We start from the raw sequence: 20,664 nt of genomic DNA, 5'->3' as shown, positions 1-20,664 counted from the left end.
TTACTTGCTCTCCTCGGTACGGGGGTTGCTGACGGCGGACTCGTTGCCGCCCAGAAGCAGGTAGAGGACGGCCATCCGGACGGAGACGCCGTTGGCGACCTGCTCGACGACCGTGCAGCGGTCGGAGTCGGCGACCTCGGCGGTGATCTCCATGCCGCGGACCATGGGGCCGGGGTGCATGACGATGGCGTGCTCGGGCATCTTCGCCATCCGCTCGCCGTCGAGCCCGTAGCGGCGCGAGTACTCGCGCTCGGTCGGGAAGAAGGCGGCGTTCATCCGCTCGCGCTGCACACGCAGCATCATCACCGCGTCGGACTTCGGCAGCACGCTGTCGAGGTCGTACGAGATGTCGCAGGGCCAGGTCTCGACGCCGACGGGGACCAGGGTGGGCGGGGCCACCAGGGTGACCTCGGCGCCGAGGGTGTGGAGCAGGTCGACGTTGGAGCGGGCGACCCGGCTGTGCAGGACGTCGCCCACGAGGGTGATCCGCTTGCCGGCGAGGTCCTGGCCGAGGCCGGCGTCGCGGCCGACGAGGCGGCGGCGCATGGTGAAGGCGTCGAGGAGGGCCTGGGTGGGGTGCTGGTGGGTGCCGTCGCCGGCGTTGATGACGGGGGCGTCGATCCAGCCGGAGGTGGCGAGCCGGTACGGGGCGCCGGAGGCGCTGTGCCGGATGACGACCGCGTCGACGCCCATGGCCTCCAGGGTCTGCGCGGTGTCCTTGAGGGACTCGCCCTTGGAGACGCTGGAGCCCTTGGCCGCGAAGTTGATCACGTCGGCGGAGAGGCGCTTCTCGGCGGCCTCGAAGGAGATCCGGGTGCGGGTGGAGTCCTCGAAGAAGAGGTTGCAGACGGTCCGGCCGCGCAGGGTCGGCAGCTTCTTGATGGGCCGGTCGGCCACCCGGGCCATCTCCTCGGCGGTGTCGAGGATCTGGACGGCGTCGTCGCGGGTGAGGTCGGCGGCCGAGATGAGGTGACGCATCATCGGGGTTTCGCTCCGTGGTGGGAGGGTGAGGGCATGCGGGTGCGCAGGGCTGTGCCCCGGACCCGTCGGGGGCGCCGGTCCGGTTAGGAGACGGGCTTGCTGCCGAGCAGGACGGTGTCGCGACCGTCTTCCTCGGCGAGCTGGACCTTGACCGTCTCCCGCAGCGACGTGGGGAGGTTCTTTCCGACGTAGTCGGCGCGGATCGGGAGTTCGCGGTGGCCGCGGTCGACGAGGACCGCGAGCTGGACAGCGCGCGGACGGCCGATGTCGCCGAGGGCGTCGAGGGCGGCGCGGATGGTGCGGCCGGAGAAGAGGACGTCGTCGACGAGGACGACGAGGCGGCCGTCGATGCCGTCACCGGGGATCTCGGTGCGGCCGATGGCGCGGGCGGGCTTCATCCGCAGGTCGTCCCGGTACATGGTGATGTCGAGGGAGCCGACCGGGATCTTGGTGCCGGTGATCGATTCGAGCTTCTCGGCGAGCCGGCGGGCGAGGAAGACGCCGCGGGTGGGGATGCCGAGGAGGACCACGTCGTCGGCGCCCTTGGCGCGCTCGACGATCTCGTGGGCGATGCGGGTCAGGACCCGCGCGATGTCCGGGGCCTCGAGAACGGGCCGCGCGTCGTCGCCGTACTGCTGCTGGGTGTCCATGGAGAACGGACCTCCTTCTCCGCCTCACGGGACGGCTCTTAAAGGACGTCGGATTTGCGCCGTTCACTCTACCAGGGGTGGAGCCCCGTTTCCCGCGCACCCCTGTCGCCCCTCCGGGCGCCGTCCCCCGGGAGGGGGCGGTACGGACCATTCGGCTTGACGGGTGGGTGTAACGCTGCGTAACCTCACAGTGAGTTACCAGCCGCGCGGCGCAGCCGCATGTCGTCACAGCGTCCGGGAGCGTTATGTCCAGCGAATACGCAAAGCAGCTCGGGGCCAAACTCCGCGCCATCCGCACCCAGCAGGGTCTCTCCCTCCACGGGGTGGAGGAGAAGTCCCAGGGCCGCTGGAAGGCGGTCGTGGTCGGCTCGTACGAGCGCGGGGACCGTGCGGTGACCGTGCAGCGTCTTGCCGAGCTGGCGGACTTCTACGGGGTGCCGGTGCAGGAGCTCCTGCCGGGTACGACCCCGGGCGGCGCCGCCGAGCCGCCGCCGAAGCTGGTCCTCGATCTGGAGCGCCTGGCCCACGTCCCGCAGGAGAAGGCGGGCCCCCTCCAGCGCTACGCGGCGACGATCCAGTCGCAGCGCGGCGACTACAACGGCAAGGTGCTGTCGATCCGTCAGGACGACCTGCGCACGCTCGCCGTCATCTACGACCAGTCCCCCTCGGTCCTCACCGATCAGCTGATCAGCTGGGGCGTCCTGGACGCGGACGCGCGCCGCGCGGTCGCCCACGAGGAGAGCTGACCCCTTACGAAGGCACAGCAGAAACGTACCGCCGGGCCCGTGGACGTCATCCGACGTCCACGGGCCCGGCGCTTTTCCCCGAGATCCTTCCCGGAGGAGCCGGCCGTACGCGAAGGGCCGCGGAGGGCACGCGAAGGGGCCCGCAGCACCGAGTGCTGCGGGCCCCTTCGCGTGTCGTACGGGACTAGACGTCCGCATCCCGGCGCAGGCGCGGCTTCAGGTCCTTGAAGCGCCCCAGCAGACCGTTGACGAAGGTCGGGGACTCGTCGGTGGAGAACTCCTTGGCGAGCTGCACCGCCTCGTCGATCGCGACCGCGTCGGGCGTCTCGTCCTCCCAGATCAGCTCGTACGCACCGAGGCGCACGATGTTCCGGTCGGCGACGGGCATCCGGTCGAGGTCCCAGTCCACCGCGTAGGTCGCGATGAGCTCGTCGATCCGCGCCACGTGGGCCGCGTATCCCTCGACCAACTGCATGGTGAAGTCGTTGACCGGCGGCTGACGGTCGTCCGACCGCGCGTGCCGGATCTGGTCGGCGAGGACCTCCTGGACGGAGGCACCTCGCTGATCGGCCTCGAAGAGGATCTGGAAGGCGCGCTTGCGGGCCTTGCTCCGAGCGGCCACGGTTAGTCGTTCACCCGGCCGAGGTAGCTGCTGTCGCGGGTGTCGACCTTGACCTTCTCACCAGTGGTGACGAAGAGCGGGACCTGGATCTCGTGGTCGGTCTCCAGGACGGCGGGCTTGGTGCCGCCGGTGGAGCGGTCGCCCTGGACGCCCGGGTCGGTGTGCTTGATCGTCAGCACGACGGCGGCGGGGAGCTCGACGTAGAGCACCGAGCCCTCGTGCTGCGCGACCGAGGCGGTGAAGCCCTCGATCAGGAAGTTGGCGGCGTCGCCGACCGACTTGCGGTCGACGTGCAGCTGGTCGTAGGTCTCCATGTCCATGAAGACGAAGTAGTCGCCGTCCATGTAGGAGAACTGCATGTCGCGGCGGTCGATCGTGGCCGTCTCGACCTTCACGCCGGCGTTGAAGGTCTTGTCGACGACCTTGCCGGACATCACGTTCTTGAGCTTGGTGCGCACGAAGGCCGGGCCCTTGCCGGGCTTGACGTGCTGGAACTCGACGACGGACCAGAGCTGGCCGCCTTCGAGCTTGAGCACCATGCCGTTCTTGAGGTCGTTCGTGGAAGCCACGGTTGCGGAATCTCCTGGACTGACGTGGGACCGAGGAGGCGTACGCGCCTCACAGCGCGAGCAGCTCCTTGGTCGTGATGGTGAGTAGCTCGGGTCCGCCGTCCGCCTCCTGGCGTACGACGAGCGTGTCATCGATCCGGACTCCGCCCCGGCCCGGGAGGTGGACCCCCGGTTCGACGGTGACCGGCACACAAGCGTCCAGTTTACCCATGGCCGAGGGTGAGAGCTGCGGGTCCTCGTCGATTTCGAGCCCCACGCCGTGCCCGGTGAGGGGCACGGCGGCCTCCGTGTGCCCCGCGGCGTCCAGGATCTGGCGGGCCGCCCGGTCCACGTCCCGGTACTCGGCGCCGGGTGCGAGGGACTCGCGGCCGGCCCGCTGAGCGGCGAAGACGAGCTCGTACAGCTCGATCTGCCAGTCGGCGGGGGTGGTGCCGATGACGAAGGTGCGGCCGATCTCGCACCGGTAGCCGCGGTAGTCCGCGCCCAGGCAGACGGAGAGGAAATCGCCCTCCTCGACCCGGCGGTCGGTGGGCCGGTGCCCGCGGCGCCCGGAGTGCGGGCCGGTCCCCACCGAGGTGGGGAAGGCGGCCCCGTCGGCGCCGTGGTCGACGAGCCGCCGCTCCAGCTCCAGGGCGAGGTGGCGCTCGGTCCGACCCACGAGGATCGACTCCAGGAGCTCGCCGAGGGCCTGGTCGGCGATCTCCGCCGCGATCCGCAGACAGGCGATCTCGTCCTCGTCCTTGACGATCCTGAGCTGCTCGACGGCGCAGGAGAGGTCGGCGAGGTGCAGTGCGGGGGCGGCGGAGCCCATGGCCCGGTGCCGGGCCACCGTCAGGTGGTGCTCCTCGACCGCGAGCGCGTCGGCGCCGGCCCGGCGGGCGAGGTCGACGGCGGTGACCGCCGGATCGCCTCCTCCGGCGGGCAGCACCTGCTGCCGGAGGAGCTCGTCGAGCCGTCCGTCGGCCGGTTCGCCACCGGGCGCGACGGGGCAGAGCAGGACGTCCGTCTCCGGCTCCGGCCCGACGAGCAGGACGGCGCCGGGCGGTGAACCACCCGCGAGATAGCGGACGTTGGCGGGGCGGGAGACCAGGGCCGCCGGGCTGCCCGCGGCCGCGCACCGGTCGCGCAGCCGTACACGGCGGTCCGCATACACCTCTGACATGCTCCGAGCCTACGAGCAGCGGGCCGCGACGGCCTGTTCAGAACGGCCGTCCGGGCGGGGTCACCAGGTGGGCGGGCTCGCGATCGCGCGGGCGAGGACGTCGTCGAGGACGCGCGCGGTGGTCTCGACGTCGTACGTGGAGTTGTCGATGATCGGCAGGCCGGAGCCGTACCAGCCGGCCATCCGGCCGTGGATGGCGGCGACCTCCTCGTCCGAGAGGCGCCGGTTGCCGCTGCGCTCGGCGTTGCGCTCCAGGACGATCTCCAGGCCGGGCAGGAGGACGACGGGCAGCAGACCGGGGCCGACGTGCCGCTTCCAGCCGCCGAGGCCGACGACGGGCCGGTCCGGGAAGACGGCGTCGTCGACGATGCAGGAGATGCCGTTGGCGAGGAAGTTGCGCGCGGCGAAGCCGCAGGTGCGGCGGGCCAGCCGGTACTGCGCCTCGGAGTGCTCGTTCCAGCCGGACTGCGGGTCGGCGAAGCCGGAGCAGACCCACTCGCGGACGTCGTCGAGGCTGATGTGCGCGGTGGGCACGCGGCGGCGCTGCGCCCAGTGCCGGGCGACGGTCGTCTTGCCCGCGCCCGCGGGGCCGATGAGCAGGACGGCGAGGGTGGCCGCGCCGGTCCCGGCGCCGTGCTCTACGGGCGGCGCGAGGGGCGCGCTCACGGGCGGCAGCGGCACGTGCCCGGTCAGGTCCGCGCGCGGCGGGGCGGAGGAGGGGTGCTGCGGCCCCGCGGAGTGCGGTCCGGCGGCGGGATGCTGCGGAGCCCCCGGGTGCTGCGGCCCCGCGGCGGGATGCTGCGGACCCCCCGGGTGCGGCGGGCCGGCCGGGTGGGGCGCCGCGGGGTGCTGGGGGCCCGCCGGATGCTGCGGTATGCCCCCCGGGCCGCCCCAGCCCGCTCCGGGCGCCGAGGGCGGCCGGGCGTGCGGCGGCCGGGGCGTGCCGGCCTGGACCGTCGGGTGCGCACCGAGCCGGGGCCCGGACGCGGGACCCGGGTACGGGGCGCCCGGCGGAGGAACGGGCGGCTGGCCGCCGAGGTCCCCGCCACCGGTGCCGGGAGCCGGTGCGGAACCGGGCGCGGGTCCCGGTCCGGGGCCGGTCGTCCGGCCCGACCGCTCGGGCGGTGGCAGCGGGCCCCCCACTGCGTGCTGCATCCGGTGCCACTCCGTCTCGTACGCCTGTCGGATCCCCGGACGGGTGTGTCCGTGGACGGCGGAACGTTACCGCCCCCGGCCCCCACTGGGGGAACGGCCGGGGACTCCCCCTGGTGCCCTGTCAGGCCGTGTCAGTCGGTGAGCTCCTCGGCGAGCGCCCGCAGCGCCAGCCGGTAGGAGCCGATCCCGAACCCGGCGACCGTGCCGGTCGCCACGGCCGCGACGACCGAGGTGTGCCGGAACTCCTCGCGAGCGTACGGGTTCGAGATGTGCACCTCGATCAGCGGGGCGGTCCGCTGCGCGGCGGCGTCCCGCATCCCGTACGAGTAGTGCGTGAAGGCGCCGGGGTTGATCACCACGGGGATCGAGCCGTCCGCGGCCTCGTGGAGCCAGCGGATCATCTCGCCCTCGTCGTTGGTCTCCCGCACCTCGACGGCGAAGCCGAGCTCCGCGCCGAGGCTCCGGCAGGACTCGACGAGCCCCTTGTAGGAGGTCGCGCCGTAGATGTCGGGCTCGCGGGAGCCGAGACGGCCCAGGTTCGGGCCGTTCAGCACGAGGACCGGGCGGCCCGGACGCGCCTCGCTCACGCCGACACCTCGCCGTAGGCCGCGATCAGGACGGCCGGGTCGGGGCCCTCCAGGACGGTGGGCTTGCCGATCCCGTCGAGGACGATGAAGCGCAGCAGGTCGCCGCGGGACTTCTTGTCGACCCGCATCGTCTCCAGGAGCTTCGGCCACTGGTCGCCGCGGTAGGTCAGCGGCAGGCCGACGGACTCCAGGATCGTCCGGTGCCGGTCGGCGGTGGCGTCGTCGAGCCGCCCGGCGAGGCGGCCGAGCTCGGCGGCGAAGACCATGCCGACGGAGACGGCGGCGCCGTGGCGCCACTTGTAGCGCTCGTTCTTCTCGATGGCGTGGGCGAGGGTGTGGCCGTAGTTGAGGATCTCCCGGCGGCCGGACTCCTTGAGGTCGCCGGAGACGACCTCGGCCTTGACCTTGATCGAGCGGACGAGCAGCTCGGCGGTGTGCGGGCCTGCCGGGGTGCGGGCGGCCTGCGGGTCCTCCTCGATGAGGTCGAGGATCACCGGGTCGACGATGAAGCCGGCCTTGATGATCTCCGCGAGCCCGCTGACGTAGTCGTGCACCGGCAGCGAGTCCAGCGCCGCGAGGTCGCAGAGGACCCCGGCGGGCGGGTGGAAGGCTCCGACGAGGTTCTTGCCCTCGGCGGTGTTGATGCCCGTCTTGCCGCCGACGGCCGCGTCCACCATGGCCAGGACCGTGGTCGGCACGGCGATCCACCGCACGCCGCGCAGCCAGGTGGCGGCCACGAAGCCGGCGAGGTCCGTGGTGGCGCCGCCGCCGACGCCGACGACGACGTCGCTGCGGGTGAAGCCGGTCTGGCCCAGCGCCTTCCAGCAGTAGGCGGCGACCTCGGCGGTCTTCGCCTCCTCGGCGTTCGGCACCTGGATGGCGACGGCCTCGTAGCCCTGCTCGGCGAGGTCGGCGCGGAGCGCCTCGCCGGTGTCGGCGAGCGCCTCCGGGTGGATCACGGCGACCCGCTTGGCCTGGGTGCCGATCAGGGCGGGGAGCTCACCGAGGAGCTGCCGTCCGACCAGTACCTCGTACGGATCGGTGCCCGCGGAACCGCCGACCTGGATTCGGGTCACCTGGTCCTGGTCCGTCATACGTCCTTCAACTCCAGTGCGTCGAGGACCGCCTGGGCGACCTCTTCGGGGGTGCGGTCGTCCGTGGCGACGACGACCCGTGCGACTTCGGTGTACAGATGGCGGCGCGCCTCCATCAGCTCGCGCCACTGGCGGCGCGGGTTGACGGCGAGCAGGGGCCGCGCGGTGTTCAGGCCGACGCGGCGGACCGCCTCCTCGACGTCCATCGAGAGGTACGCGACGGGCAGCCCGGCGAGCAGGGCGCGGGTCCCGGCGTCCAGGATCGCGCCGCCGCCGAGGGCGAGGACGCCCTCGTGCTCGGCGACGGCCGTGGCGACGGCGGCCCGCTCCAGGGCACGGAAGTGCTCCTCGCCGTCCTCGACGAAGATGTCGGAGATCTCGCGTCCTTCGGCGGCGACGATGTCGGCGTCGGTGTCCCGGTAGGGCGCGCCGAGCCGTTCGGCCAGGAGCGCGCCCACCGTGGACTTGCCGGAGCCCATGGGCCCGACGAGGACGACCAGGGGTCCGGCGGTCACCGGATGTTCAGGTTGTCGAGGTACGACCGCACGTTGCGGCGGGTCTCGGGGACGCTGTCGCCGCCGAACTTCTCGACGACCGCGTCCGCCAGGACCAGCGCGACCATCGCCTCGGCGACGATCCCGGCGGCCGGGACGGCGCACACGTCGGAGCGCTGGTGGTGGGCGGCCGCGGCCTCGCCGGTGGCGACGTCGATCGTGGCCAGCGCGCGCGGCACGGTCGCGATCGGCTTCATCGCGGCGCGGACGCGCAGCAGCTCGCCGGTGGTCAGACCGCCCTCGGTGCCGCCGGAGCGGCCGGAGGTGCGCTTGATGCCGTCCTCGGTGCGGACGATCTCGTCGTGGGCCTGCGAGCCGGGCACGCGGGCGAGGTCGAAGCCGTCGCCGACCTCGACGCCCTTGATGGCCTGGATGCCCATGAGGGCGGCGGCGAGCCGGGCGTCGAGACGCCGGTCCCAGTGGACGTGCGAGCCGAGTCCGACCGGCACCCCGTAGGCGAGGACCTCGACGACGCCGCCGAGGGTGTCGCCGTCCTTGTGGGCCTGGTCGATCTCCGCGACCATCGCCTTCGACGCGTCGGCGTCGAGGCAGCGGACCGGGTCGGCGTCGAGCTTCTCGACGTCGGCGGGGACCGGGTAGAGGCCGTACGGGGCCTTGGCGGCCGCGAGCTCCACGACGTGGCTGACGATCTCGATGCCGGCGGCCTCCTTGAGGAAGGACCGGGCGACGGCGCCGAGGGCGACACGGGCGGCGGTCTCCCGGGCGCTGGCGCGCTCCAGGATCGGCCGGGCCTCGTCGAAGCCGTACTTCTGCATGCCGGCGAGGTCGGCGTGGCCGGGCCGGGGCCGGGTCAGGGGCGCGTTGCGGCCCGTCTCCTTGAGCTCCGCGGGGTCGACCGGGTCGGCCGACATGACCTTCTCCCACTTGGGCCACTCGGTGTTGCCGACCATGACGGCGATCGGGGAGCCGAGGGAGAGTCCGTGCCGGACGCCGCCGAGGAAGGTGACCTCGTCCTGCTCGAACTTCATGCGGGCGCCGCGCCCATAGCCGAGGCGTCGCCGCGCGAGATGGTCCGCCACCAGCTCAGTGGTGACCGGGACGCCGGCGGGAAGACCCTCCAGCGTCGCGACCAGCGCGGGTCCGTGCGACTCGCCCGCGGTCAGCCAACGCAACCTGCTCAACGATGCTCCTCATGCTCGCGCCTGGCACTGCGACGGCACGACCGGGTGCGCGGCCCTGGCCCGCCACCCCCGATCCTCCCACGTCCGGGGGGTGAACCCGCCCTCCGGTCCAGCTATCGGACGTCGGCCTCGCTCTCCTGGACGGCCTCGCCTCTCTCGCGATCGGCCTCGCTGTCCTCCAGGGGCGCGCCGAATCGCTCACGCAGCCAGCCGAGGCTCTGGTGGACGAGCAGGGTGCAGCCCAGCGCGAGCAGCGGATACCTCACCCATTCGGGCAAGTCGTGGCGGAACGCCATGAGGACCGCACGCACGATGTCCCAGGACACGCTCCACCGCGACGCCAGTACGAATTCCCCGCCCGTGTCCACTACCGCTCCCCCGTGATCCGCTCGGTACGGAGGGGAGCCTACCGAGCCGCCAGCGCCTGCTCCCCCGCCGCACGCATGGCCGCGAGCGGCCCCTTCGGGACGCCCGTCATCTGTTCGACCTGGAGGACCGCCTGGTGGACCAGGAGGTCGAGGCCGCCGACGACCTTTCCGCCGCGCTCGGACCAGGCCGCGGCGAGCGGGGTCGGCCAGGGGTCGTACAGCACGTCGAAGAGCGTGCCGACGCTGTCGGGGACGGCGGTCGCGAGGGCGTTCGTGGTGCCGGCGGGGGTGGTCGCGATGACCAGCGGTGCGTCGAAGGCCTCCGCCGCCCGCTCCCAGTCGGCGGTGCGGACGTCCACGCCGAGCCGCTCGCCCCAGCCGCGCATCTCCTCGGCGCGCGCCTCGCTCCGCACGTACGCGGTGACGGGTCCCGCGCAGATCCGGGCGAGGGCGGCGAGCGCGGAGGAGGCGGTGGCTCCGGCGCCGAGGACGGCCGCCGACTCCACCTTCTCGACGCCCCGCTCGCTCAGCGCGGCGATCATGCCGGGGATGTCGGTGTTGTCGCCGAACCGCCGCCCGTCCTCCTGGAAGACGACGGTGTTGACGGCCTCCACGGAGGCGGCCGTGTCGCTGATCTCGTCGAGCAGCGGGATGATCGCCCGCTTGAGCGGCATGGTCAGCGAGAGCCCGGCCCAGGTCTCGTCCAGCTCGGTCACGAATCCGGGCAGCGCCGCCTCGTCGACCTCGAAGCGGTCGTACGACCAGCCGTCGAGCTCGAGCGCGGCGTACGCGGCGCGGTGCAGGACCGGGGAGAGGGAGTGGACGATCGGCGAACCGAGGACGGCCGCGCGGCGGCCCGTCTCACTGGCCCGTGTTGGCATTGAACTTGTCCCTCAACTTGTTGTGCTCGGCCAGGGTCTTCGCGAACTCGGTCTTGCTCATGCCGTCGGTGGCGACGAAGTAGATCCAGCCGTCGTTCGTGGGGTTGAGCATGGCGGCCAGGGCCTCGTTGCCCGGGTTGCTGATCGGCCCCGGCGGCAGTCCCTTGTGCTTGTACGTGTTGTACGGGTCCGTGTTGGTGTTCGCCTCCTGCTCCGAGATCTTGATCTCGCTCTGACCCTTCAGGTAGTTGAGGGTCGAGTCGAACTGGAGCAGCTGGTACGTCTCGTGGTTGTCCGGCCGGAGGCGGTTGTAGACGACCTCCGCCATCTTGCGGAAGTCCTCGTGGGTCTTGCCCTCCGCCTGGACCAGGCTGGCGACCGTGAGGAGTTCCCACGGGCCCTTGACGCCCAGGCCCTTCGCCTTCGCCTCCAGGTCCAGCTTGGTGTACTCCTGGTTCGCGCGGGACACCATCTTGCGCAGGGCGTCCTCGGGCTTGCTGCCCTTGGCGACCGGGTAGCTCGCGGGGAAGAGGAATCCTTCCAGCGGGTCCTTGAGTTCCTCGTGGTTCTTCGCCCAGTCGGGCAGCCCGAGGGAGTCCGCCTTCGCGAATGCGATCTCCTTGGTCGTGCCCGGCTTCAGGTCCAGTCGCTCGTCGAGCTTCTCGTAGACCCAGGCGTTGCGCTTGCCCTCGGGGATGATGAGATTGGCCTGGCTGGCAGGGTTCAGCATCAGCGTGACCGCGCTGTCCGCCGACATCCCCTTCTTCAGCGTGTAGGCGCCCGCCTGGATCGAAAGACCCCGGGGGTTCTTCTGCTGCGCCGAGACGAAGGCGTCGACGCTCTTGACGACGCCCGCCTTCTTGAGGATGTTGCCGATCTCGTAGCCGCCCGCGAACTTCGGGATCTCGACCTGGACCTCGCCGCTGCCGCTGCCCGTGTAGTCGGGGGCCGCGCCGAACTCGCCCTGCCAGAACTGGTAGCCGAAGTAGCCGATGCCGCCGACGCCGCCGACCAGGACGAGGGCGACGACCAGGCAGGCCACGCCGTTCTTGCCTTTGCGTTTCTTCGCTTTGCTCCGGCGTTCGCGGTCGCCGTCGCGGGAGCCGCGGCCGCGTCCCGGCTCCTCGTCGTGGCCGTCGTCGTCCGCGTCGTCGTCGCCGGTGAAGAAGGGGTGCTTCTCCTCCTCCGGCTCCGGCTCCGGGTGCGCCTCTTCCTCCGGCGCCCAGTCGACGACCGGCTCCGGCGGGTGCTGCCGGCGGCCGGGCGGCTGGGGCGGCGGGTAGGCCTCGGGCGTGCCGTAGAGGTCCGGGTTCTGACCGCCGTACGGATCGGCCGGGGGCGCGCCGTAGGCCATCGCCGCCTGGCCGGTCTCCCAGTTGCCGTCGTACTGCTGTCCGAGGTTCCCGGGCGTGTCGTAACCGCCGCCCGGGTACCCCGTCTCGTACTGCTGCTGCGACTGCTGGTACTGCTGCTGGTACTGGGGATCGGCGTACTGCTGCGGGTGCTGCTCGTACTGCGGCTGCTGCGGCTGGTACTGCTGCCCCTGCTGCTGGTACGGATCGCCACCGTAGCCCTGGTCGGCGTGACCGCCCTGACCGTACGGGTCCACGTAGCCCTGGCCGCCATGGCCGTACTGGCTCGCCTGCTGCGGGTGCGGGTACTGCTGCTGGCCCTCCCACCCCTGGTCCCCGTAGAGCGGGTCCCCGGGGTGCCACGGTTCGGAGCCTGGGCCCCGGCCATACTCAGTCATCGATCCCCAAAACAGCCGCGAGGCTTCCGGACGATCCGCCTCTACGTAGTGCGGCAGCTGTTCGAACACCGCCACATCGCGCGGAACGTTACCGTATCGCGATCAGTTGACATCCATCTCTCCGCACCGATAGTCGGAGAAACTTCCAGCGGTCACCCGCTTGGCTTCCTGCTTCAGCGCCAGCCGCCCTGTCCGGGACTGCTCCCGTTGGGGTCTTACACCGGCTCCACAGGCCGTCACCGCCAGCCCGGCGGCCAGTAGGTTCTTCGCCCCGTTCTCATCCCTGTCATGAGTCGTCCCACAGCCAGGGCAGGTCCAATGACGGACCCCGAGTGACAGCTTGGCGAGCACGTATCCGCAGTTGGAACACGCCTTGCTCGACGGGTACCACTGATTGATCACGACAAGCTGACGGCCGTACCAGTGGCACTTGTACTCCAGCATGGAGCGGAGCTCCGACCAGGATGCATCGGAGATCGCGCGCGCCAGCGAGCGGTTCTTCAGCATGCCCCGAACATTGAGGTCCTCGATCACGATCGTTTGGTTTTCACGAACGAGTCGAGTCGTCAGTTTGTGCAGGTAATCCCTACGCCGGTCGCTGATCTTGGCGTGAACCCTCGCGACCCTGCGCTGCGCCTTCTGGCGGTTCTGCGACCCTGGCTGCTTCCGTGCCAGCTGTCGCTGAGCGCGTGCGAGACGTTTCCTGTCACGCCGCTCGTGCTTCGGGTTGGCGATCTTCTCCCCCGTCGACAGCGTCACCAACGTCGTGAGCCCTACATCAAGCGCGACCGCAGGGCTGTCGGCCGGTGGCAGCGGCCGAACCGCCGGATCCTCCACCAACAGTGATACGAACCAGCGACCAGCCCCGTCTCGCGAAATGGTCACGGTAGACGGTTCCACGCCCGGCGGGAGAGCCCGCGACCAGACGATGCGAAGCGGCTCGCTCAGCTTCGCGAGCGTCAGACGCCCATCGCGCCATCGGAACGCCGAACGCGTGTACTCAGCAGTCGCGCGCGACTTCTTCCGCGACTTGAACCGCGGGTACTGCGCTCGCCCCTCCCAGAAGTTCACGAATGCCCCCTGCAAGTGCCTCAGCGCCTGCTGCAGAGGGACAGAGGACACCTCGCTCAAGAAAGCAAGGTCTTCGGTCTTCTTCCAGTCAGTGAGCATCGCCGAGGTCTGAACGTAGTTCACGCGTTCACGCCTCTGATACCACGCCTCGGTGCGAGCCTGAAGAGCGAGGTTGTAGACCTTCCGCACACACCCGAACGTGCGGGACAGCTCCACTGCCTGCGCATCGGTCGGATAGAAACGGAACTTGAAGGCCCGTCTCACGTGCTTGCCCTTCATGGCTCACACGCTAGCGCCGTAGTCACTGAGCGAAGCAGAAACAAGAGAAGTCAGATAACCACTTCGACGCCCTCACCGGGCGGATTACCTGATACCCGTTCGGACTCAAGAGCGTTCTGAAGGATGATCACAGCGGCGGCCTGGTCGATGACGGACCGCCCCTTCTTCGCCTTCACGCCCGAGGCCCGCAGGCCCTGGGTGGCGGTGACGGTGGTCATCCGCTCGTCGACGAGACGGACCGGCACCGGGGCGATGCCCTTCGCCATCTCCCGGGCGAAGGCGCGGACCTTGGTCGCGGCCGGGCCCTCCCGCCCGCTGAGCGAGCGGGGCAGGCCCACGACGACCTCGATCGGCTCGTACTCCTCGACGATCTGGCGGAGCCGCCGGTGGGCGGCCGGGACGTCACGTCCCGGCACGGTCTCCACCGGCGTCGCGAGGACCCCGTCGGGGTCGCACGAGGCGACCCCGATCCGGGCGTCCCCGACGTCGACCGCGAGACGGCGGCCGCGGCGCATCGTCACGCCGTCTCCACCACGAGGCGCTCGACGGCGGCGATGGCCTCGCCGACGGCCTCCGGGTTCTGACCGCCGCCCTGGGCGACGTCCGGCTTGCCGCCGCCACCGCCGCCGAGGGTCTTGGCGGCCGTGCGGACCAGCTCGCCGGCCTTGAGGCCGCGCTCGCGGGCCGCCTCGTTGGTGGCGATGACCGTCAGCGGCTTGCCGTTGACGGTGGTGAACAGGGCCACGACGGCCGGGCGGCCGCCGGAGATGCGTCCGCGCACGTCCAGGACGAGCTTGCGCAGGTCGTCGGCGCCGGTGCCGTCCGGGACCTGCCCGGTGACGAGGGCGACGCCGCGGATGTCCCGGGCGGAGTCGACGAGACCGGCGGCGGCCTGGAGGACCTTCTCCGCACGGAACTTCTCGATCTCCTTCTCGGCGTCCTTCAGCTTGCCGAGCATGGTGGAGATCTTCTCCGGCAGCTCCTCCGGGCGGCCCTTGACGAGCTCCTGGAGCTGGGCGACGACCGTGTGCTCCCTGGCGAGGAAGTTGTACGCGTCGACACCGACGAGGGCCTCGATGCGGCGCACGCCGGAGCCGATGGACGACTCGCCGAGCAGCTTCACCAGGCCCAGCTGGGCGGTGTTGCCGACGTGCGTGCCGCCGCACAGCTCCTTGGAGAAGTCGCCGATGGTGACGACACGCACCTGCTCGCCGTACTTCTCGCCGAACTCGGCGATGGCGCCCTGGCGCTTGGCCTCGTTGATCGGCATGACCTCGGCGTGGACCTCCAGCTCGCGCGCGAGGACCTCGTTGATCTTCTGCTCGACGTCGGTGAGGACCGCGCCGGGGACGGCGTTCGGCGAGCCGAAGTCGAAGCGGAAGCGGCCGGGCTGGTTCTCGGAACCGGCCTGGGCGGCCGTCGGGCCGAGCGCGTCACGCAGGGCCTGGTGCGTCAGGTGCGTGGCGGAGTGGGCGCGGGCGATGGCCCGGCGGCGCTTGACGTCGATGGCGGCGTAGGCGGTGGCGCCCACGGTCACCTCGCCGACCTGCACGGAGCCCTTGTGGACCGAGACGCCCGGGACCGGCTGCTGGACGTCGCGGACCTCGATGACGGCACCGCTGTGCAGCTTGATGCGGCCCTGGTCGGCGATCTGGCCGCCGCCCTCGGCATAGAACGGGGTGCGGTCGAGGACGACCTCGACCTCGTCGCCCTCGGAGGCGGCCGGCGAGGAGACGCCGTTCACCAGGAGGCCGACGATCGTGGTCTCGCCCTCGGTGTTGGTGTAGCCGGTGAACTGGGTGGCGCCGTTGCTGTCGGCGATCTCCCGGTACGCGGTCATGTCGGCGTGGCCGGTCTTCTTGGCCTTGGCGTCGGCCTTGGCGCGGTCCCGCTGCTCCTTCATCAGGCGGCGGAAGCCGTCCTCGTCCACGGAGAGGCCCTGCTCGGCGGCCATCTCCAGGGTGAGGTCGATCGGGAAGCCCCAGGTGTCGTGGAGCAGGAAGGCCTTCTCGCCGGCGAGGACGGTGCCGCCGGCGGCCTTGGTCTCGGTGACGGCGGTGTCGAGGATGTTGGTGCCGCCCTTGAGGGCCTTCAGGAAGGCGGCCTCTTCGGCGAGGGCGACGGTCTCGATGCGCTTGCGGTCGGTGACCAGCTCCGGGTACTGCTCGCCCATCGTGTCGATCACGGTGGTGACGAGGTCGTGGACGACCGGGCCGGTGGCGCCGAGCAGGCGCATGTTGCGGACGGCGCGGCGCATGATGCGGCGCAGCACGTAGCCGCGGCCCTCGTTGCCGGGGGTGACGCCGTCGCCGATGAGCATCACGGAGGTGCGCATGTGGTCGGCGACCACGCGCAGCGAGACGTCGCTGTCGTGGGCCTTGCCGTAGTCGACGCCGGTGAGCTCGGTGGCCTTGTCGATGACGACCTTGAGGGTGTCCGTCTCGTACATGTTCTGGACGCCCTGGAGGATCATCGCCAGGCGCTCCAGGCCGAGGCCCGTGTCGATGTTCTTCGACGGCAGCTCGCCGAGGATCGGGAAGTCCTCCTTGCCGGAGCCCTCACCGCGCTCGTACTGCATGAAGACCAGGTTCCAGATCTCCACGTACCGCTCGTCGTTGACGGCCGGGCCGCCCTCGACGCCGAAGTCGGGGCCCCGGTCGTAGTTGATCTCGGAGCACGGGCCGCAGGGGCCGGGGACGCCCATCGACCAGTAGTTGTCCTTCTTGCCGAGGCGCTGGATGCGCTCGGCCGGGACGCCGACGACGTCGCGCCAGATCTGCTCGGCCTCGTCGTCCTCCTGGTAGACGGTGATCCAGAGCTTCTCCGGCTCCAGCCCGTAGCCGCCGTGCTCCACCGGGGTGGTCAGCAGCTCCCAGGCGAGCTTGATGGCGCCTTCCTTGAAGTAGTCGCCGAAGGAGAAGTTGCCGCACATCTGGAAGAACGTGCCGTGCCGGGTGGTCTTGCCGACCTCCTCGATGTCCGGCGTGCGCACGCACTTCTGCACGCTGGAGGCGCGCGTGAAGGGCGGCTTGACCTCGCCCAGGAAGTAGGGCTTGAACGGCACCATGCCGGCGGGGACGAGCAGCAGAGTCGGGTCGTCCGCGATGAGCGACGCCGAAGGGACGACGGTGTGCCCGCGCTCCTCGAAGAAGCTCAGCCAGCGGCGGCGGATTTCAGCCGACTCCATCAGTGGTCCTCATTCCGGTTGTACGAACTCGTAGGCGTCTTGGAAAACGAATAGGTGGTCGGGTGCGCGGCCGGGCCGAGCGCGGCCCTCCGGCGCGACTCCGGGAGTTCCCGGCCCGGCTCGACGGGTGCGGCCAGACCGAGGGCCTCGTCCAGCTCGGCCTCGCGCTGGAGCATGCCCGCCCTCACGTCGAGGGCGAAGTCCTTGAGCCGGTGCCCGGTCTCGACGGCCTTGTTCGCCGCCTGGGCGGCCAGGCTCTCGGGGGTCAGCTGCTTCAGCTTCCGGTTGACCTTGGCGGTGGCCCACACGCCGGCGGCTGCGCCGGCCGTGAACCAGAACGTGCGGCGGAACATCGCGGCTCAGCCCTTCTGCTTCCGGCGTCGCGAGGACGGCAGGGTACGGCCGACGATCACAGTACGGCGGTCGGTGGCCCGCGGCGCGTCCTGCGCCTCGCGGCCCCGGCCCAGCGCCTTGCGGACGCCGTAGCCGAAGGCGGCCACCTTGACGAGCGGGCCGCCGAAGGTGGAGGCGACGGTCGTGGAGAGCGCGGAGGCGTTGGAGGTGACCTCCTGGACGTCCGAGGCGATGGCGTCGACCCGGTCGAGCTGGGTCTGCGCCGAGCGCACGGTCGCGGACGCTTCGGCCAGCAGGGGAACGGCCTGTTCGGTCACGTCCGCCACCAGCTTGGTGGTCGCCCTGAGCGTCTGTGCCAGCCTCACCAGTGCCACGGCGAGGAAGGAGACGAGGATCGCCCAGAACACGGCCACCAGGATCCCGGCAACCTCTCCACCGGTCACTGTGCACCGCTCTCTGCTGTCGTTGGGCCTTGTGAAAAGTCGTCTCCCGACCCTATCGCGCCCGGGCTGTCCTGCCGTACCGCATTACCGCCCGTGGGGCGGGAGTTACGCGATCTCGATTGTACGGAGCGCGCACCGGTGAGTACGCTCCGTGTCCCATGCGACGGAGCAATCTCCCGGCGGAGCTGAACCGGTTCGTCGGACGGGCCGCCGAGCAGGCCGCACTGACGGCGCTCCTTGAGACGTCCCGCCTGGTCACGGTCGTGGGCGTGGGCGGGGTCGGCAAGACGCGGCTGGTGCTGCGGGCTGCCGCGGGGGCGCAGAAACGCTACGGCGAGGGGGTCCGGCTCGCCGAGCTCGCACCCCTGCGCGACCCGGATCTGGTCGCGTACGCCCTGGTGGAGGCCCTCGGGCTGACCGACCACACCCCGAAGGCCCCGCGCGAGGTGCTGGTCGAGCACCTCGCGGAGCGGCGGATGCTGCTGGTGGTGGACGGCTTCGAGCACCTGGTGGAGAGCTGCGCGCCGCTGCTGCGGGACCTCCTGGCCCACGCGCCGGGGCTCACCGTGCTCGCGGCCGGCCGGCGGCCCCTGCGGGTGGCGGGCGAGGCGGTGTTCCCGCTGGCCCCGATGGACGAGGCGGACGCGGTGGCGCTCCTCGCCGAGCGGGCGGCGGAGGCGGGCGCGCCGGTGACCGGGGGTCTCCCCGGGGCCCCGGGCGCGCCGGACTTCACGGCGGCCGGACCGCGGGCGGCTTCGGCGGCCGGGCCGCGGAGCGTTTCGGGGGGCGGGCCGGAGGCCGTGCGGGAGCTGTGCCGGCGGCTCGACGGGATCCCGCTGGCCCTCGAACTGGCGGCCGGTCGTCTCCCCCTCCTCTCGGTCGAGCAGATGCTGCACCGCCTCGACGACCGCTTCCGGCTCCTGACGGACGGCGGGCGCGGGGTGCTCCCCCGCCATCAGACGCTGCGCACCGCGATCGGCTGGAGCCACGAGCTGTGCACCCCGGAGGAGCGGCTGCTCTGGGCGCGGCTCTCCGTCTTCGCCGGCCCCTTCGACCTGGAGGCGGTGGAGTACGTGTGCGGGGGCCGGGAGCTGCCGCCGGAGCGGGTCCTGGACCACCTCGGGGGGCTGCTCGCGCAGTCGCTGGTGACGCGGGAGGACACGCCCGCGGGCCCCGCCTACCGGCTCCTGGACACGGTCGCGGCGTACGGGGCGGAGTGGCTGGCGGCGCTCGGCGACACGGAGCGGATGCGGCGTCGGCACCGGGACTGGTACATGGGTCTGGCCACCTGGTGCGAGCTGGAGTGGTTCAGCCCCCGGCAGGCGGAGGTGGCGGCCTGTACGGACGCGGCGCTGCCCAATCTGCGGGCGGCGCTCGACCTCTGTCTCGAACTCCCCGAGGACGCGCACCTCGCCCAGCACCTGGCGGGCACGCTCTGGTTCGCCTGGGTGGGCTGCGGGCGCCTGTCGGAGGGCCGGCACTGGCTGGAGCGGGCGCTCGCGCTGGAGTCGGGGCACGAGGAGGCCCGGCTCAAGGCGCTGTGGGTGCTCGGGTACGTGACGGTCCTGCAGGGGGACGGCACGGCGGCGGTGGCGGCGCTCCACGAGTGCGGGGAGCGGGCCCGCTCCTCGCGGAACGCGCTGGCGGAGGCGTACGCGACGCACCGGATGGGCTGTCTCGCGCTGCTCTCGGACGATCTGCCGCGGGCCGAGTCGCTGATCGGGCGGGCGCTCGACTCCTACCGGGAGCTCGGCGAGCTGAGCAGCAACGTGCTCATGGGACAGGTCGAGGTGGCGATGGCGCGGGCCTTCCGGGGCGATCTGGAGGGAGCGGTCGCGATCTGCCGGGAGGTCCGGGAGGTCTGCGAGGAGCGCGGCGAGCTCTGGACCCGGGCCTACGCCCTGTACGTCCTGGCCTTCTCGGCGTGGACCCGGGACGCGTACGGGGAGGCGCGGGAGCTGCTCACCGAGTGCGTCTCGATCAACCACGCCTTCCGTGACCTGGTCGGTCTCGTCCTGGCGATCGAGCTGCTCGCGCTCGTGACGGTGAGCGAGGGCGATCCGGCGGAGGCCGCGGTCCTCCAGGGGGCGGCGGTGCCGGTCTGGGACACGGTGGGCATCCGCCTCTTCGGCTCGGAGGCCTTCGACGGCCCGCGGGCGCTGTGCGAGCAGCGGGCGGCGGAGGCCCTGGGCGCGGAGGCGTTCGGCGCCGCGGTCCGGGCGGGCCGGGGCCTCTCGCTCGACGAGGTCGTGGAGCGCGCGCTCGCCGGGCGTCGGGATCCGGCGGCCCTCGACGGCCCGGCGGATGCGACGGCCCCGCGGCCGTTCCGTACGGCCGGGTCGTCGGGGGTCCCGGGAACGCGGAAGCCCGCCGGCTCCCCCACCGGAAAGGGCGGGGAAGCGGCGGGCTGAACACCGCGGGGGTGGTACTACTGCCGTGCTGAGATCAGCGGGCGTAGTACTCGACGACCAGCTGCTCGTCGCAGATGACCGGGATTTCCTTGCGGTTCGGGTCGCGGTCGAGGCGGAAGGCCAGGGCCTTCAGGTTGACCTGCAGGTAGCGCGGGGTCTCGCCGTCGGCGGCGAAGCCACCCTCACGGGCCATCTCGAACAGCGGCTTGTTGCGGCTGCGCTCGCGGACCATGACGACGTCGTCCGGACGGACACGGAACGACGGCTTGTCGACCTTGCCACCGTTGACCTGGATGTGACCGTGCACGACCATCTGGCGGGCCTGGTAGATGGTGCGGGCGATGCCCGAACGCAGGACCAGGGCGTCGAGGCGACGCTCGAGCTCGACGACCAGCGCCTCGCCCGTCTTGCCCTCGGCCTTCTTGGCGCGGTCGTAGGCGCGCGCCATCTGGCGCTCGCTGATGTCGTACTGGGCGCGCAGACGCTGCTTCTCGAGCAGACGGACCTTGTAGTCCGAGTTCTGCTTGCGGCCACGGCCGTGCTCGCCCGGCGGGTAGGGGCGGGCCTCGAAGTACTTGACGGCCTTGGGGGTCAGCGCGATGCCGAGGGCACGCGACTTCTTGACCTTGGGACGGGACTGGTTCGGCATGAACCAACC

Annotated in this window: 21 protein-coding genes; 2 read left to right on the top strand and 19 right to left on the bottom strand. The window is 71.6% G+C overall.

Features of this window, described 5'->3' with window-relative positions; all coding sequences use genetic code 11:
* Together BLW86_RS30965 and pyrR are read right to left on the bottom strand one after the other, a co-directional pair.
* Positions 1-981 carry an aspartate carbamoyltransferase catalytic subunit gene (locus tag BLW86_RS30965; protein ID WP_093877089.1) on the bottom strand — a complete coding sequence of 327 codons (981 nt, stop codon included), beginning with the start codon at positions 979-981 and terminating at the stop codon, positions 1-3.
* A gap of 83 nt (positions 982-1,064) precedes the next feature.
* The gene (gene pyrR, locus BLW86_RS30960; protein WP_093877088.1) at positions 1,065-1,631 is read right to left on the bottom strand and encodes a bifunctional pyr operon transcriptional regulator/uracil phosphoribosyltransferase PyrR; all 567 of its coding nucleotides are present in this window, start codon (positions 1,629-1,631) and stop codon (positions 1,065-1,067) included.
* 245 nt (positions 1,632-1,876) lie between these two features.
* Here pyrR and bldD point away from each other — a divergent pair, with 245 nt between their 5' ends.
* Positions 1,877-2,377 carry a transcriptional regulator BldD gene (gene bldD / locus BLW86_RS30955; RefSeq protein WP_031130492.1) on the top strand — a complete coding sequence of 167 codons (501 nt, stop codon included), beginning with the start codon at positions 1,877-1,879 and terminating at the stop codon, positions 2,375-2,377.
* Positions 2,378-2,561: 184 nt separating this feature from the next.
* Here bldD and nusB read toward each other — a convergent pair whose 3' ends face one another.
* The 16 genes from nusB to BLW86_RS30875 form a co-directional block, all read right to left on the bottom strand.
* Positions 2,562-2,999 (bottom strand): transcription antitermination factor NusB, encoded by a 438-nt coding sequence (nusB, locus tag BLW86_RS30950; RefSeq protein ID WP_093877087.1) that lies wholly within the window; start codon positions 2,997-2,999, stop codon positions 2,562-2,564.
* A gap of 2 nt (positions 3,000-3,001) precedes the next feature.
* The gene (gene efp / locus BLW86_RS30945; protein WP_093877086.1) at positions 3,002-3,568 is read right to left on the bottom strand and encodes an elongation factor P; all 567 of its coding nucleotides are present in this window, start codon (positions 3,566-3,568) and stop codon (positions 3,002-3,004) included.
* A 49-nt stretch (positions 3,569-3,617) separates the two neighbouring features.
* Entirely contained in the window at positions 3,618-4,730 is a 1,113-nt protein-coding gene (locus tag BLW86_RS30940; protein WP_093877085.1) for an aminopeptidase P family protein, read from the bottom strand.
* A 60-nt stretch (positions 4,731-4,790) separates the two neighbouring features.
* Positions 4,791-5,885 (bottom strand): AAA family ATPase, encoded by a 1,095-nt coding sequence (locus BLW86_RS30935; protein ID WP_371129626.1) that lies wholly within the window; start codon positions 5,883-5,885, stop codon positions 4,791-4,793.
* A 131-nt stretch (positions 5,886-6,016) separates the two neighbouring features.
* A complete protein-coding gene (gene aroQ / locus BLW86_RS30930) occupies positions 6,017-6,472 on the bottom strand; it encodes a type II 3-dehydroquinate dehydratase (protein ID WP_093877084.1) in 456 nt (151 codons plus the stop codon).
* Positions 6,469-7,566: a 3-dehydroquinate synthase gene (gene aroB / locus BLW86_RS30925; protein ID WP_093877083.1), complete on the bottom strand. Its 1,098-nt coding sequence runs from the start codon at positions 7,564-7,566 to the stop codon at positions 6,469-6,471. The genes aroQ and aroB overlap by 4 nt, the downstream gene beginning before the upstream one ends.
* Positions 7,563-8,081 carry a shikimate kinase gene (locus tag BLW86_RS30920; protein ID WP_093877082.1) on the bottom strand — a complete coding sequence of 173 codons (519 nt, stop codon included), beginning with the start codon at positions 8,079-8,081 and terminating at the stop codon, positions 7,563-7,565. Before BLW86_RS30920 ends, aroB begins: the two co-directional genes overlap by 4 nt.
* Positions 8,078-9,262 carry a chorismate synthase gene (gene aroC, locus BLW86_RS30915; protein WP_093877081.1) on the bottom strand — a complete coding sequence of 395 codons (1,185 nt, stop codon included), beginning with the start codon at positions 9,260-9,262 and terminating at the stop codon, positions 8,078-8,080. The genes BLW86_RS30920 and aroC overlap by 4 nt, the downstream gene beginning before the upstream one ends.
* A gap of 113 nt (positions 9,263-9,375) precedes the next feature.
* Positions 9,376-9,588, bottom strand: coding sequence for a hypothetical protein (locus tag BLW86_RS30910; RefSeq protein ID WP_143060284.1), 213 nt, complete (start codon positions 9,586-9,588; stop codon positions 9,376-9,378).
* Positions 9,589-9,668: 80 nt separating this feature from the next.
* Positions 9,669-10,511 carry a shikimate dehydrogenase gene (locus tag BLW86_RS30905; RefSeq protein ID WP_093877079.1) on the bottom strand — a complete coding sequence of 281 codons (843 nt, stop codon included), beginning with the start codon at positions 10,509-10,511 and terminating at the stop codon, positions 9,669-9,671.
* On the bottom strand, positions 10,492-12,261 hold the full coding sequence (gene mltG, locus BLW86_RS30900; protein ID WP_093877078.1) for an endolytic transglycosylase MltG: 1,770 nt from the start codon (positions 12,259-12,261) through the stop codon (positions 10,492-10,494). The genes BLW86_RS30905 and mltG overlap by 20 nt, the downstream gene beginning before the upstream one ends.
* A gap of 102 nt (positions 12,262-12,363) precedes the next feature.
* Positions 12,364-13,611 (bottom strand): RNA-guided endonuclease InsQ/TnpB family protein, encoded by a 1,248-nt coding sequence (locus BLW86_RS30895; protein WP_093877077.1) that lies wholly within the window; start codon positions 13,609-13,611, stop codon positions 12,364-12,366.
* Between the two features lie 50 nt (positions 13,612-13,661).
* Positions 13,662-14,126 carry a Holliday junction resolvase RuvX gene (ruvX, locus tag BLW86_RS30890; protein ID WP_030693079.1) on the bottom strand — a complete coding sequence of 155 codons (465 nt, stop codon included), beginning with the start codon at positions 14,124-14,126 and terminating at the stop codon, positions 13,662-13,664.
* A 2-nt stretch (positions 14,127-14,128) separates the two neighbouring features.
* Positions 14,129-16,798 (bottom strand): alanine--tRNA ligase, encoded by a 2,670-nt coding sequence (gene alaS, locus BLW86_RS30885; protein WP_093877076.1) that lies wholly within the window; start codon positions 16,796-16,798, stop codon positions 14,129-14,131.
* Entirely contained in the window at positions 16,798-17,151 is a 354-nt protein-coding gene (locus tag BLW86_RS30880) for a DUF6167 family protein (RefSeq protein WP_093877075.1), read from the bottom strand. Before BLW86_RS30880 ends, alaS begins: the two co-directional genes overlap by 1 nt.
* Before the next feature lie 6 nt (positions 17,152-17,157).
* Positions 17,158-17,595: a DUF948 domain-containing protein gene (locus tag BLW86_RS30875; RefSeq protein WP_093877074.1), complete on the bottom strand. Its 438-nt coding sequence runs from the start codon at positions 17,593-17,595 to the stop codon at positions 17,158-17,160.
* A gap of 158 nt (positions 17,596-17,753) precedes the next feature.
* On the opposite strand from BLW86_RS30875, the gene BLW86_RS30870 reads away from it, so the two are divergent.
* Positions 17,754-20,006 carry an ATP-binding protein gene (locus BLW86_RS30870; protein WP_093877073.1) on the top strand — a complete coding sequence of 751 codons (2,253 nt, stop codon included), beginning with the start codon at positions 17,754-17,756 and terminating at the stop codon, positions 20,004-20,006.
* A gap of 34 nt (positions 20,007-20,040) precedes the next feature.
* Here BLW86_RS30870 and rpsD read toward each other — a convergent pair whose 3' ends face one another.
* Positions 20,041-20,655 (bottom strand): 30S ribosomal protein S4, encoded by a 615-nt coding sequence (gene rpsD / locus BLW86_RS30865; RefSeq protein ID WP_030693074.1) that lies wholly within the window; start codon positions 20,653-20,655, stop codon positions 20,041-20,043.
* Positions 20,656-20,664: the final 9 nt, after the last annotated feature.

Origin of the sequence: Streptomyces sp. TLI_105 (assembly GCF_900105415.1) — a bacterium.
GTDB lineage: Bacteria > Actinomycetota > Actinomycetes > Streptomycetales > Streptomycetaceae > Streptomyces.
The sequence above is the reverse complement of the archived record's forward strand: the minus strand, read 5'-3'. Positions and strand labels throughout refer to the sequence as shown.